Origin of the sequence: Micromonospora luteifusca (assembly GCF_016907275.1) — a bacterium.
Taxonomy (GTDB): Bacteria; Actinomycetota; Actinomycetes; order Mycobacteriales; family Micromonosporaceae; genus Micromonospora; species Micromonospora luteifusca.
This window is the reverse complement of the sequence record NZ_JAFBBP010000001.1, coordinates 6,607,354-6,621,130: the sequence shown is the minus strand read 5'-3', so window position 1 is coordinate 6,621,130 and position 13,777 is coordinate 6,607,354. Positions and strand designations below refer to the sequence as shown.

General features: G+C 70.7%; 12 protein-coding genes. 2 read left to right on the top strand and 10 right to left on the bottom strand.

The window, feature by feature from the left end; genetic code table 11:
- Positions 1–17 precede the first annotated feature (17 nt).
- The 10 genes from JOD64_RS29920 to JOD64_RS29875 all read right to left on the bottom strand — a co-directional run bounded on the left by JOD64_RS29920 (position 18) and on the right by JOD64_RS29875 (position 11,838).
- The gene (locus JOD64_RS29920) at positions 18–1,319 is read right to left on the bottom strand and encodes an NAD(P)/FAD-dependent oxidoreductase (protein WP_204945331.1); all 1,302 of its coding nucleotides are present in this window, start codon (positions 1,317–1,319) and stop codon (positions 18–20) included.
- 61 nt (positions 1,320–1,380) lie between these two features.
- A complete protein-coding gene (locus JOD64_RS29915) occupies positions 1,381–1,701 on the bottom strand; it encodes a CU044_2847 family protein (RefSeq protein WP_204945330.1) in 321 nt (106 codons plus the stop codon).
- A gap of 23 nt (positions 1,702–1,724) precedes the next feature.
- A complete protein-coding gene (locus tag JOD64_RS29910) occupies positions 1,725–3,074 on the bottom strand; it encodes an ABC transporter substrate-binding protein (RefSeq protein WP_204945329.1) in 1,350 nt (449 codons plus the stop codon).
- 35 nt (positions 3,075–3,109) lie between these two features.
- Positions 3,110–4,207, bottom strand: a complete 1,098-nt coding sequence (locus JOD64_RS29905) for a GlnX family signal transduction membrane protein (protein ID WP_204945328.1) — start codon at positions 4,205–4,207, stop codon at positions 3,110–3,112.
- On the bottom strand, positions 4,204–5,634 hold the full coding sequence (locus JOD64_RS29900) for a vWA domain-containing protein (RefSeq protein WP_204945327.1): 1,431 nt from the start codon (positions 5,632–5,634) through the stop codon (positions 4,204–4,206). The genes JOD64_RS29905 and JOD64_RS29900 overlap by 4 nt, the downstream gene beginning before the upstream one ends.
- A gap of 30 nt (positions 5,635–5,664) precedes the next feature.
- Positions 5,665–7,941, bottom strand: a complete 2,277-nt coding sequence (locus tag JOD64_RS29895) for a serine/threonine-protein kinase (RefSeq protein ID WP_204945326.1) — start codon at positions 7,939–7,941, stop codon at positions 5,665–5,667.
- Positions 7,938–9,617: a S1 family peptidase gene (locus JOD64_RS29890; protein ID WP_204945325.1), complete on the bottom strand. Its 1,680-nt coding sequence runs from the start codon at positions 9,615–9,617 to the stop codon at positions 7,938–7,940. Before JOD64_RS29890 ends, JOD64_RS29895 begins: the two co-directional genes overlap by 4 nt.
- 113 nt (positions 9,618–9,730) lie before the next feature.
- Positions 9,731–10,258 (bottom strand): GNAT family N-acetyltransferase, encoded by a 528-nt coding sequence (locus tag JOD64_RS29885; RefSeq protein ID WP_307813810.1) that lies wholly within the window; start codon positions 10,256–10,258, stop codon positions 9,731–9,733.
- Between the two features lie 158 nt (positions 10,259–10,416).
- The gene (locus tag JOD64_RS29880) at positions 10,417–11,136 is read right to left on the bottom strand and encodes a VOC family protein (protein ID WP_204946323.1); all 720 of its coding nucleotides are present in this window, start codon (positions 11,134–11,136) and stop codon (positions 10,417–10,419) included.
- Between the two features lie 93 nt (positions 11,137–11,229).
- Complete coding sequence (locus tag JOD64_RS29875) at positions 11,230–11,838, bottom strand: TetR/AcrR family transcriptional regulator (RefSeq protein ID WP_204945323.1); 609 nt, start codon at positions 11,836–11,838, stop codon at positions 11,230–11,232.
- A gap of 130 nt (positions 11,839–11,968) precedes the next feature.
- On the opposite strand from JOD64_RS29875, the gene JOD64_RS29870 reads away from it, so the two are divergent.
- Both JOD64_RS29870 and JOD64_RS29865 read left to right on the top strand, forming a co-directional pair.
- On the top strand, positions 11,969–12,880 hold the full coding sequence (locus JOD64_RS29870) for a TIGR03620 family F420-dependent LLM class oxidoreductase (RefSeq protein WP_307813808.1): 912 nt from the start codon (positions 11,969–11,971) through the stop codon (positions 12,878–12,880).
- A gap of 54 nt (positions 12,881–12,934) precedes the next feature.
- Positions 12,935–13,684, top strand: a complete 750-nt coding sequence (locus JOD64_RS29865) for an SDR family oxidoreductase (protein ID WP_204945321.1) — start codon at positions 12,935–12,937, stop codon at positions 13,682–13,684.
- Positions 13,685–13,777: the final 93 nt, after the last annotated feature.

Below are 13,777 nucleotides of genomic sequence, written 5' to 3'. Positions count from 1 at the left end.
AAGGGCGCACTGCGAGTTCAGCGGGCTCGGGTCGCGACCTCGGGTGTGGTGCTCTCCAACGGCACCGCGTTGGCCGGCACCAACCCCAACTGGACCGCCGACCGGGTCAGCGCGGCGTCCAGCGCCCAGTCGGCACTGACCCGCGTGCGATTTCCGGGCATCGCCATCAGGTGGTACGCCCGGGTGACCGCCTTGGCGGGCAACCCGGCCAGGTTCACCTGCAACGGGTTCGCCGCCGCGTCCTTGCCACCCAGGTCGACGACCCAGCCCAGGTCGTGGTGCTTGTACGGCTTGCGCCGGCCGAAGCCGTACGACGCGGCGATGTTCTGTGCCGCACGCTTGCCCTGCCGCTGCGCGTGCTGGGCCGTCATCCCGCAGATCTGACCCGGATTGACCAGGTCGGGCACTGCGGCGGCGTCGCCGCAGGCGTACACCTCCGGGTAGCCGGGGACGTTGAGGAACTCGTCGACCACCAGCCGACCCCGGTCGGTACGCAGACCCAGCTCGTTGACGAACGGGTCGGGGCGTACCCCCACACACCACACCAGCGTGCAGGTCGGCACGTACTCGCCGTCGGTGAGCTTCACCCCGTCGCAGGTCGCCTCGGCCACGGACGTGCCCATCCGGACGTCCACACCACGACGGTTGAGCACCTTGTGCGAGGTGTCCGACATCCGTTTGTCCAGCTCCGGCAGCACCCGGGGGGCGACGTCGAGCAGCATCCAGCGGGGGCGGACGGGGAGTCGGGGCCGCTGGGCGTGCAGCGCATCGGTGAACAACTGCCCGTGCGCGGCGACCTCGGTGCCGGTGTAGCCCGCCCCGACCACCACGAACGTGGAGCGGGCCTGCTGCTCGGCCGGGTCCTCGGCCTGCTCGGCCAGCTCGATCTGACGGACGATGTGGTCGTGCAGGTAGACGGCCTCGGGCAGGCCGCGGAAGCCGTGCGCGTACTCGGTCACCCCCGGGATGGGCAGCAGCTTGTTGACGCTGCCCACGGCGAGAATCAGCCGGTCGTACGCCAGCCGGTTCTTGTCCCCCTCCGCCTGGGTGAAGCCGACCCAGCGGTTCTGCAGGTCGACGTGGTCCGCCTCGCCGATCACCACCCGTACGCCCTTGAGCGTCCCGGTCAGCGGCACCGCGATCCGTTTGGGTTCGACCACGCCGGCCGCCACCTCGGGCAGCAGCGGCAGATAGAGGAAGTAGTCGGTGGAGTTCAGCACCACGATCTCGGCCCGGTCCCGGGCGATCCGGCTCAACGTCTTCGCCGCGTGGTAACCAGCGAACCCGGCTCCCACGATCACCACACGAGGTTTCGTCATTGCGGGCCGTTTCCCGTCGAAGCCCGGGACAAACGTCGCCGAACCGGGCCGTCCGGTTCGGCTACGGGGTCTCCGCGTGCGGCCGGTGCCAGCGCACCGTCACCGTCAGTTGACCCTGCACGCCGGTCCGGGCGATCACTGCGCCGGTCTCCGCGGTCAACTGCACTCCGAAGGTGATCTCGACCTCGTCCGGACGGTGAGCCATCGACTGGAACTGGCCGAGCGCGGCGGATGCGGCGTCGCGGACCTCGGAGAGCGCCCGGTCGAACGTCGCCCGCGCCTCGCGGACCACCTTGCCGGCGTTGCCAGCCGGCGTCACACCGGCCCTACCGTCGACCTCGACCACCACCGACCCGCCACCGTCGAGGTCGAATCTGCGCAACTCCGTCATCGTTCACTGCCCTCTCACGCGGTCGGCACGCACTGGAGATCCATCCACTCGGTCTTCGACAACTTCCCTCGGACCGCTTCGAGTTCGGTCAGCAGAACGTCCAGACGCTCCGGTGCCTCCAGGTAGACCAGGACCGCCCGCTCGAAGGCCGTGGCCATCGCCGCCGGCAGCAGGTCCGACCCGTCCCAGCACAGGGTGCCGGTGTGCAGCCGCGCCGCGACCGCCTTCGTGACCGGGTCCTGGTAGTCGGCGGCCGTCGTCCGCCGGCTGAAGGCCACGTCCTGGGTCTGCGCACGCCGGGCCACCTGCGCCTGCCCGGAGGCGAGGTAGCTCATCAGTTTCCTGGCTGGCTCGGTGTCGCGGAACATGGCCGCGACATCGTCGGAGACCTCCTGCAGCGACGAGTTGTCCGTCTTTGTGGCCGGCGGTGGTGTCGGGAAGAAGGTGAACGACGGGGCAGGCGACGCGGCCCTCGTCGAGCTGGCCAGTTTTGCCAGGTGCCGCCGGTAGTCGCGGATCACGAAGGAACCCTGGTGGTCCAGATGGCAACCCCGCTTGGCGGACGACGCTGCCGGCTCCTCGCGCGGGAACAGCCCCTTCCCCGCCACCTGGAACTTGGTGTAGAGGCTGGCTCGGGCCGTCTCCCCCGCCGAGACCCGCAGCAGGGCACCCCAGGTTTCCCAGGCGGCCCTGATCTCCGGTGCGGTCCAGGGGAGGTCGCCGTGGGTCCAGCGCTCGTAGGCGACGAGGCCGGAGTCGTGCAACAGGATGTCCTCGATCCAGTCGGTGCCCGGCCAGCCGGAGACCGGCGGGGCACTCATTCCGAGGCACCAGGGCACCTGCTGACCATCGGCGATGCGCTGGGTCTGGCTGACCATCTCCTCCCACGTCCGTGGCGGATGCTCGCCGAACTTGGCCAGCTCTGCCGGGTCGTACCAGACCACGCTCTTCAGGTGGGTGGCGATCGTGACCGCGTAGGCGAGTTCGCCACCGACCGGGTTGCCGTCCGGCCCGACCTTGCGGGCGAGCTTGATCAGCTGCGGAGCGGCGGCCGGGTCGGTCGTGAAGGCGCCTTTCAGCGGCGCCAGTTGGCCGGCGTTGACGTACCGTTGCAGGTCGTTGAGGCGGGGCAGGATCGCGACGTCGGGCGGGCGACCTCGCTCGATCCCCACCTGGAGCACCTGGCTGACGTCCCGGTGCCCCTGGTAACGGGTCCGAATGCCCGACGCGGCCTCGAAGTCGTGCAGAACCCTCGTGAACTCCGCCTCTTCCTCGTCGGTCCAGGAACCGAGGACCGTCAGCTCCGCGGCCGGCTCGGCAGCGCATCCGCTCAACGCGACACCAGCCAGCAACGCCGTGGCCATCGCCAACACCGTTCGCGACCTCCGTGGGCACCGCTTCATGTCGACCGCTCTCCATATTCCGCCAGGCGGGGTCGGAAGCCCGCGAGGACCAGCACCGCGATGCCGAGCGCGAGCAGGGGCAGGGCGAGCTCGACGGAGCGACTGTCGGCCGCGCCGACGGCATCGGCGGTGATGGCGACGTCGGCCGCGATGACCGCCAGCCCCGGCGTCGAGGACGGGGACGGCGACCGCGTGCCGATTTCCGCGATGGTGTCGGCGCAGGCGGCCCTGCACTGCTCCCGCACGGCACTCGCCAAGCCGTCGGCGGCCCGGAAACGCACGTCCTCGAGCTGCCCCTGCCGGCTGCCGTGCACGGCTTCGACTCCCGCGCGGGCCCGGTCCAACTGGCTCGCCGAACCGAGACTCAACGAGGTGAGGGCCACCATCCCCACCGTCGCGGCCGTGGCCACCAGCAGGGGAACATTCATCGTCCGGCGGAAGCGGCGGGTCAGGTACACCTGCGTCCGGATCAACAGCACGCCGAGCCCCACCAACGGCAGCAACCAGACGGCCGCGGTCAGCTTGTTGGTCCAGACGTTGTGCACCTGGCTGTCCAAGGCACGCAACTGCATGCCCCGCAGACGCTCAAGCCGGACCAGGATGTCGTCCAACAGGCTCGCCGCGTCCCGGAGCGCGGCCACCCCGAGCGCCCGCAGACTGGCGTCCCGGTAGCGCGCATCGGCCTGGCCGATGAGCCCGGTGTAGGTGACCAGCAACGCCTCGATCGTCTGGATCGCCTGGGTGCCCTTGTCGCCGGCCGCGTTGTTCTCCGCCAACAGGGTGAGGTACTGGCCGGCACCGGCGATCTGGCGCTGGTAATCCACCCCGGGCCCGCCGAGGACCTCGCCACCCTCGGCGAGGTTGCGCACCGCGGCGAGGTGCGCGTTGCGCAGCGCGTCCTGCGCGTCGTAGCTGGCGAGGATCGCCGGCACGGACCGGTCCGCGGCGACGTCGGCATTCCCGGCGACACCGAGGAAGATCGCCAGACTGGTGCCCAGGGTGACCGCGGTGATCCCAAGCAGCCACCCGCGCAGACGCACGAGGGTTTGCCGGGTGGTGCTGACCAGCGGCGAGGTACCCACGACCGCCGTCATACCAACACTTCCGCTGGTGGGTCGTCGCCCGCGAACCGCCGACCACAATTCTCGCAACGGCCCGCGCCGGGCGGTGACGTCTCCCCGCAGGCACCGCAGATCTGGTCCGCGACCGCCGTGCCCCGCTGCACCGGTGGGTGCACCGGGTTCTGCGTCGACTCGATCATGCTGACCTTGATGTCGGTCTGGCTCAGGTTCTCCTTGAGCCGGACGAGGCCACCGGGCTCGATGTCCACCAGGTGCCGCAGCTGGTCCAGGGCGACCTCGTCCCGCGTCGCCGTCGCCAGCGCCACCGCCCGAGCCCACTGAGCGTGTGCCTCGATCCGGTCGCCACGGTCGTACGCGTCGCAGCCGGCATTGATGGCCTGCCGGACGTCCTCCTGCCCCGTCACCTGGGAGACGCTGAGATCTATCCGGGCCGACCTGGCCATGTTGACGGTCCAGTGCACGAGGACGGTCGCCGTGGCGGCCCGCAGCTCCCCGTCGACCACCAGGTCGACCCGGGCGGCCAACCGGTCCTGCTCCAGGATGTCGTCGGGCGGCTCGACACCCAGACAGACATGAAACTCCCGGCGTTCCGCACCCCACGAGCCGGTGGCGACCTCCCACGTGCGCTCGTCGACCTTCGTGGCGTACTCGGTGAGGTCCTGAATGGTGGGGCGGGCCTGCTTGAAGAAGATCACCTTCGCGTACGGCACGGTCCGCAGCCGAATCCGCACGTCCGGCAGGAGCTTGGTCAGCGCGACACGAATGGACTCCCGGAAACTGGCTACCAGGTCGGCCGGTCGCCGTACGGCCTCGGCGGTGCCGTTCAGCGCGGCGGCGATCCGGAGCAGATCCGGCGGGTGCCACCCCTCTCCGATGCCTCGGGGATCGCAGACGAACCGACCGGCGCAGGTCCGCAGGGTGCGCTCCAACTCCTCCTCGGTCTCGTGCTGGTTGATGCCGTCGGTGAGCAGCAGCACGTGATTGATCGTCGACGAGGACTGCGGAAGCAGGTCCCGTGCCGCCGCGAGCCAACTGCCCATCGCCGTCCCGCCGCTGGCGCTGAGCCGGGCGACCGCCGCCTTGGCCTCCTTCCGGGTGGCCGGCGAGGCGGTCACGAGCGTCTCCGCCGGTGGATAGACCACTCTGGCCTGCCCGGTCCCCTCGATCACCGCGAACCGGACGCCGTCCGGCAACACGTTGATCGCCGCGGCGGCGGCCTGCTGCGCCGCCGCCATCTTGGTCGGTGGATCCGCCATCGACCCGGAACAGTCGATCACCAGCACCTCGACCAGCCGGGACGGATCCGACCGGGCTGGCGTGTCGTCCTCGCCCGTCGTCCGCTCCCCGGTCACCGAGAGGACGGCGTGCATCTCCCGGCCACCCACACGCAGGTATTTGTTCTGGTTGACTTCGAGGCCGAACTGGATAGCGGTGTCCACCGATTCATGCTCCGTTCCGGGTCGGTTCGGTCACCATCGGGTGCGGGGTCGGACGGCGTTCGCCCGGTCGATGAGCACGTCGTGCGCGGCGCGACGGGCGGCGTCGCCGGTGCGACCGACCAGCCGAGAGCGGCCTGACCGCACCGCCACGGGCTCGGGGACATCGACGTGTTGCGCCTGCTGGCCCAGGGCCCGGTACGAGTTCTCCAGCAACTCACGGATGACACGCTCGGTCGGCGGCTCACCCAGCGCCGGGCCGCCGGTCAGGTCGGCGGCGGCTCCGGCACGAACCAGGTCGAGCGCCATCTCCCGGATCGCCGTGGTCAGCCGGTCACGCGACTCGCCGTCGAGATCCAGCCCGGTCAGCCGGTGCACGGCCTGGTCGACCTCGCGGGCGGTGGGTGGGCCGCCGGGCAACCGGGACGACAGAACACGCACCGCGGCGACCCGGGCGGCGTCGTGGTGCCGGGAGAGCGCCGGAACCTCGTCGAGTACGGCGACAGCCCCGGCCCGGTCGGTCGCCGCCAGGCGGAGCCGGGCCAGCCCGAACGCGGCGCTGGCCTGGAACGGGTCTCGCAACCAGACCGCTGCGTAGTAGCGGGCCGCCCGCGCGTCGTCGCCGCCCCGCTCGGCGCAATAGCCCAGCGCGAGCTTCGGGGCGACCTCCCCCGGGATGTCGCCGTAGACCACGTCGAACTGCCGCCCCGCCACGTCGATCCGGTCGTCGGCGAGCGCGAGCAGCCCACGGTGCCAGGCGATCCGCCAGTCGACGTCGGGCTGGGTGCTGGGCAACGTCTCTGCGGCGGACAACGCCGCGGCGGCCGCGGCGAGATCGGCCAGCGCGAGGTGTGCCCGGCACCGACTCAACTCGATCTCCACCGATGTCTGTTCGACCATGGCGAGCTCACCCAGCAGCGCCTGCGCGTCCGACGCGTCGACAGTGCGGAGCACGTTGACGGCCGGGTCGTCCGGGTCGGGTCGCGGCACCGGCAGGCCGAGGGCCACGTCGACGGAGGTGGGACGGCCGTCGTCCAGGATGGTGCTGTCGACCGCACCGATCCAGGTGTGCAGTGGTGGGACCAGCCCGAGGCCCGCGTCCAGCAGTTGGGCGGCGGGTTGGAAGAGCGAGATCGGCTCGGGCTGACGCCGGTCCGGCTGGCCCGCCAGGATCTCCCGCAGCACCCCGAGGAGCTGCTCGGACATCTCGACGGCGGAGGCGAACCGCCGGTCCCAGTCCGGGCGGACCGCCCGGGCGACGAGCCGGCGGAACGACTCGATGCCGAGGGCGTCCGGGTCTGCACCGGGCGTGTCCGGCCCGGGCGTGCGGTGCCGGTACAGCTCCTCCAACATACGACCGAGGGCGAACAGGTCGGAGCGCTCGCTCGCCCCCCGGGTCTGGTATTCCGTCTTGCTCACCGAGAAGCCGACGGAGTGGACGATCCGCTCGGACCCGCTGTCGGCCTTGCGGACCCCGCCCAGGTCGATCACCTTGATCCGGTCGGCGGTCCGCATCACGTTGTCGGGCTTCATGTCGGTGTAGAGCAGCCCGCGCCGGTGCAGATAGTCGAGCGCGGCGAGGATCTCGTGACCGTAGGCGAGGATGTGGTCGATCGGCAGCGCGACATCCGGCTGCCGAGGGTCCTTGGCGGCGGCCTGCAGCTTGTGCAACGACATGCCGTCGAGGTAGTCCATCACGATGTAGCCGGTCGGACCCGCGACCGGGTCGTCGTGGGTGGCGAAGTCGGTGCTCCGGACGATGTTCGGGTGGTCCAGTGTGTTGAGGAACTGCCGCTCCTCGACCGCGGCCTTCAGGGATGCCTCGTCCTCGGCGTGCAACACACCCTTCAACGCGACGTCGATCTGATCCTTGTGGGTGTCGTGGGCGAGATAGACCCAGCCCTGACCGCCGCGGGCCACACAGCGGACCACCTTGTACCGCCCGGCGACAAGATCGCCCGGTTGCAGGCCGGGAAGGAAGTTGAACGGCGTCGGGGTCGGGCAGTAGGGGCAGAAACCCCGGTCCCGACCGGGTCGACCACCCCGGCTGCGACCGACCGGGTGATTCCTGGCGCAGACCCGCAACTCGTCGGGCACCCGGAGCGGTTCGGTGGCCGCGTCGGCGGGCGAGAAGGTCAGCACCGGCAGGGAGACGAGACTGGCCACCGTCCAGACGTCCCGGGTGGCCGACCTGGACGTGGCCGCCGCAGGCTTGGCGCTGTCGGTGGGGAGTGGCGCCAGACCGCAGAGGTCACAGAAACCGGTCTCGTCGACGGTGCCGGTGCAGCCTAGCCAGTTGCATGGTGTCAAGAACCGCTCCCTCCGCGCGGACCGCCAACTCGCTGTGCGACCGCCTCGGCGTACTGGCGTACCGCCACCTCGGCGACCGCCAGGTCGCACGGCGCGGCCAGGAGCAGTTCGTGCGCGTGCCGGTACGACGTGCCGAGCGCGGCATCCTCGGAAAACCCGTGTTGCACGGCCATCGCGAGATAGGCGCCCAGCCGGCCGCGAAGCTCGGACCAGAGATCCTCCCGTGCCACGATCTCCCGCCGGATCGACTCGGCCCTGCGCAGCGCCCGGTCGGTGGCCCGCTCGGTCGAGGCAAGGAGGGCGGCCAGGGTGTCGCCGTCGGTGGTGGCGGCCGCGGCCCGCAGCTTGGTCAGCTGGATCCGCAGCTCGGTCGCCACGGGCTGCGGCCGGGGCACGTCGGCGACCACGACGGCTGCCCTCCGGTACGCCCGGCGGGCGGCCTCCTCGGCGGTCTGCAGGCCAGCGACGCGACTCGCCAGCAGAGTGGTGCGCAGCGGGATCGACTCGCCGCGGAAGGTCAGCAGCATCCGCAGGTCCCGCGTGGGAGCCTGGTCGACCAGAGGAAGCACCACCTCGGAGAGGAGTGTCTCGGGTTCGGCGGCCTCGTCGATGTTGTTGATGATGATCGAGCGCGGCGTCGTCTCGATGGCCCGGTCGATGTCCGGCACCGTGGTCGCGGCGTCGGCCGCCCCGGCCCAGTCGGCGATCCGTTGGGACACGTCCTTCGTGCTCTTGTCCGCGGCATCCACCGCAAGGTCGATGCTGCCGATCGGCGGGGCGACGACGTCCTGGTGCGGGTCGATCGGTGGTCGAAGCTCCCGACTGGACAGCACGGCGGCCTGACGCACCGCCGCAGCGACGCCGGAATCGCGGTGGTTGATGACGATGACCAGCACGTTGCCGGGCAGCTGGCGACCGAAAAAGTCCACGAGTTGGCGGGCGACCCTCGGGTCCGCCGGAGTCTCCTCGGCCGAGCGGAAGCTGAGGTCGACCGACGACTCTCCGGGCACCTGGTCGCGGATCCAGGAAAGGCGGCTCAGGATCGTCTCGACCGGGATCATCCACGACAGACCGCTGCCCGGGTCGCCGCCGCCGATCACGTCCCGGTCGTGGTCGCCATCCTGGTACGTGCTGACCACCATTCCGACGACGTGCCCGGTGTCGGCGTCGACGACCGCCGCGCCGCTGAAGCCGCGGCTGACCTGGGGGCCGGTGGTCGCCGAGACCATCTGGATCCGTTCCCGTCCCGCCCCGGACCGGCCGGTGAGCCGGGCCTCGACAAATACGCCGTGTTCCAGCGTTTCCGGGAAGCCGTACATGATGACGCGGCGGTCCCAGGTCCGCCGCATCCGGCGCAGCGGCGCGAAGGGGCCCTGCGGCGCGGGTTCCTCCAGCTCGAGCAACGCGATGTCGCCCCGCCCGTCGTGGGTGGGTGGCCACCAGCAACCCGGCACCACCCGGGCCGGCACCGTCCGGCTGACCGACTGGCCGACCAGGTCGACATGGACCGGCCAGGTCGGCTCGGTGCTGGGTGACTCCGTGTCGCCGCCGGCGCTGACGACGTGGGCGCAGGTCAGGACGCGGCGCTCATCCAACGCCATCCCGGCGCCCAGAACCTCGCCGTGCTCACTACGGACACGGACCGGCCATCGCTCGTTGCCATGGCTGAACGTCACTTAGCTAAGGGTAATGGAGCCGGATCATATCCGTTGACCGCCGTCATTGCGTCTATGCGCTATTGCGGCTTTTCGCGCCGAATTGTCGGCCGGTATGACGAGCGTCGTCGCGGTCAGGTCGCCGCTGGCGCGGTGATCGCCCAACGCTCGTGGTCACGCCAGGCGCCGTCGATGAACAGGTAGTCCGGCGAGAAGCCCTCCAGCCGGAAACCGAGCTTGCGGGCCACTCGCCGGGACGGCTCGTTGCCCGGCTGGATGTTCGCCTCCAGGCGGTGCAGCCCGACCGAGTGGAACGCGTGGTCGATCACCAGGGCGACACCCGCCGAGGCGTGCCCGGTGCCGCTGTACGGCTGGAACGCCGCATACCCCAGGTAACCACCGCGCAGCGCACCCAGCACGATCCCGCTGATGTTCACGTAGCCGGCGATCTCGCCGCTGGCCCGGTCACAGATCAGGTAACCGGCACTGTCGCGGCGCCGGATCCGCCTCAGGTAGCTGTCGTACTCCTCGGGGGTGGCCGGCGCGGCCAACCACGGGTGGTGCAGGTCCCGACTGCGCCGCACGGCGGCGACGAACTCGTCGGTGTCGGTGGGCCGGGGTCGCCGGATCGCGGCCGGACCACCGGTACGCAGGTATCTCACGGCCGAACACTCTGACCGACCGGTGCCGCCGTTGTCCAACTGGTGCCGGCGAGTCGGGCAGGATCACACCCGAACCAGGTTGTAGTGGCATCCGGCCGCGCCCGTGGCCACTACATCGTTGATCGAGCACGATCGTGAGGATCCGCAGCGGCTGCGGGCTAACGAGATGTCAGCAGGCCGAACTCGGCGCCGTCGGGATCGGCCAGCACCAACCGGCCGGCCGCCGCGTCGGTGTCGACCCGGGTCGCTCCGAGCGAGAGCAGACGGTCGACCTCTACCTGCGGGTCGACGTCGGGGTCTGGCGCGAGGTCGAACCGCACCCGATCCCTGCCTCCGTTCGACATGTACGGCGGACCGCCCCACGTGATCTTCGTGCCGCCGTTCGGTGACTGGATCGCGGTCTCCTCGTCCTGGTCCCAGACCAGCGGCCACCCCAGCGCCTCGCTCCAGAAGTATCCGACCTGCTGCGATCCGTCGCAGGCCAGCGCACCGATGAACCCGCAGCCGGCGAGGAAGTTGTTGCCCGGCGCGATGACGTCGAACTCGTTGCCCTCGGGGTCGGCGAGCACCACATGATCGATCTCCGGGCCCTGCCCGATGTCGGTGTGCCGCGCGCCGAGTTCCAGTGCCCTGGCCACCGTCTGCCGCTGGTCCTCCAGCGAGCTGCTCGTCAGGTCGAAGTGCATCCGGTTCTGGACGACCTTCGGCTGCTGGTTCGCGGCGAAGCGGATGTGGAACCCGGTGTCCTTGGTGGGCGGGAGCAGGACGCCGTCGTGTGGATCGTCGACGATCTCCCGCCCCAGGAGCCCGGACCAGAACTGCGCGAGCCGCCGAGGCTCGCTCGCGTCGAAGCTGATCGCGAACAGGTGTGCCGTCATCGCTCCGCTCATCTCCCATCCGACCGGGGGCCGTGTCAGCCGTTGGAGCGGGAGCCTAGGGGTGTGCCAGGTCGACCGCACCCGAGTTTCGGGTCACGCGGTGAGGTACGCCGCGGCGGTGAAGGCGCGCAGGGCTATCTCGGCCGACTGTTCCAGTTGGCTGCGCCCGACACCGGCTGCCGCGTGCACGGCGTGGCCTTCGGTGACGACGCTGAGGAAACGGGCCAGGGCGGTGGGGTCGACCGCCGGTGGCAGGTCGCCCTCATCGACGGCGCGGGCGAAGCGGGCCGCCAGGGCCTGCTCACCGGTCAGCCGGCTGGCCGCCAGAAATTCGGAGATGGCCGTGTTCTCGGTGCCGCAGGCCGTGCCGCCCTGGACGGAGAGGCATCCGGCGGGACGGTCCGGTCGGGTCAGCGCTACCACGTTTTCCCGTAGCAGCACCGCCGCCACCTCCTGGGCGGTGGGCTGGTCCAGCGCGTCGCGCGCGTACGCCATCTCGACGTCCGCGTATCGGGCCACCACCTTGCGGAACAGGCCCTCCTTGTTACCGAATGCGGCGTAGAGGCTGGGCTTGTTGATGCCCATGGCGGCGGTCAACTCCGTCAGTGACGCGCCCTCGTAGCCATGCCGCCAGAACACCTCCATTGCCCGGTCCAGGGCCTGTTGGGTGTCGAAACCCCGTGGTCGTCCGGTTTGTGTCATGTCGTCCACCCCCTCGCGGTGCCAAGCCTACCGCCACCCAAACCGATCGGTACAAAAGTTTGGGGAATGGCGGTGGACGCTGCTAGGTTACTTCCATACCGAGCGGTACAGAAGGCTGAAGGGAGTCGCCGTGAACAACGTGAAGCGCACGCTCGGCCCGGTCGGAATCTGGAGCATGGAGCTGCGCGGGGCAGCCCGACCCGAGGTCCGCGAGGCCGCCGCCGAGCTGGATGAGCTCGGCTTTCCCGCCCTCTGGATCCCGGGCCTCGACGGCCCGGGTGCGCTGGACGACGTCGAGCACCTGCTCGCCGCCGCACCACGCGCCACCGTCGCCCTGGGCGTGCTGTCGATGTGGGGTCAGGACCCGACCACGTTGGGGAGCCGGTGGGCCGCGCTGGATTCGGCGTACGGCCCAAGGGCGGTGCTGGGCCTCGGTGTCAGCAACGCCCATTCCGCCGCCAACGCCGGGCAGGACTACGGCAAACCCACCGCCTCGATGCGTCGCTTCCTCGACGGCCTCGACGCCGCATCCCACCCGATCCCGGCCGACCGGCGCCTTCTCGGCGCGCTGGGTCCGAAGATGGTCGATCTGGCCACCGCGCGTACCTCCGGTTGGCACCCGTTCCTCGTGACCCCCGAGTACTCGGCGGCGCAACGGGCACGCGTGGGCGAGGCCCCACTTGTCGCCCCGCACCTGGCGGTCGTCCTGGACCGGGACCCGAGCCGGGCGCGGGCGGCCGCCCGGGACGGTATCGGGATGTTCATCGGCTTCCCCGCCTACCGCTCCAACCTGGCCCGCCTCGGCTACGGCGAGGAAGACCTGATCCCGGGCGGCAGTGACCGGCTCATCGACGCCCTCGTCGCCTGGGGAGACCTCGACGACGTCGCCGACCGCATCCAGGCGCACCTGGACGCCGGCGCCGATCACGTCACCCTGCACGTCCTGCGGCCCGACGCCAACGCCGACCTGCCGCGGCAGCAGTGGCGGGAACTGGCCACGCTGCTACCCCGCTTCACCCCTCACACGCCGGGCACCGACTAGCCCGGGCGCCGAACCCAACCCCAACCCAACCATCAAGTTCAAGGAGTACGACACATGGCACAGCTCAACGGCAAGACCGCCCTCGTCACCGGTGGTACCACCGGTATCGGCTTGGCAGCGGCCCGCCGCTTCGCGGCCGAAGGCGCCCACGTCTTCGTCACCGGCCGCCGCCAGCAGCAGCTGGACGAGGCCGTCAGGGCCATCGGCCCGAACGCCACGGGGATCCGCAGCGACGTGAGCAACCTCGACGACCTCGACCGTGTCATCGATGCGGTCACCGCCCGCGGCGCTGGTCTGGACGTGCTGTTCGCCAACGCCGGCGGAGGTGAGTTCGCACCCCTGGGTGCGATCAGCGTCGAGCACTACGCGGACATCTTCGACCGCAACGTACGAGGCACCATGTTCACCGTGCAGAAGGCCCTGCCGGTGCTGAACGACGGCGCTTCGGTCATCCTGACCGGCTCGACCGCGGCGACCAAGGGCACCCCCGCGTTCGGGGTCTACGCCGCCTCCAAGGCCGCCGTCCGCTCGTTCGGTCGCACCTGGGCCGCCGAGCTGACCGGCCGCGGGATCCGGGTCAACACCCTCGTTCCGGGCTCGACCGAAACGCCGGGCGTCGCCGGGCTGGCCGCCACCCCGGAGGAGGCTCCCGCGCTGCTGGAGATGCTCGCCGCCGGCGTGCCGATGGGCCGGATGGGCCAGCCGGAGGAGATCGCCAACGTGGCGCTGTTCCTCGCCTCCGACCAGAGCAGCTTCATGACCGGCGCCGAGGTCTTCGTCGACGGTGGCGGCAACCAGCTCTGACCCGCCCGGTTCACCGGAAGGGCGGTGCCGGCCGGCGATGAGACGTCGGCCGGCACCGGGGGCGGTCGCGGTGGGCCCAGACCGACCCACCCC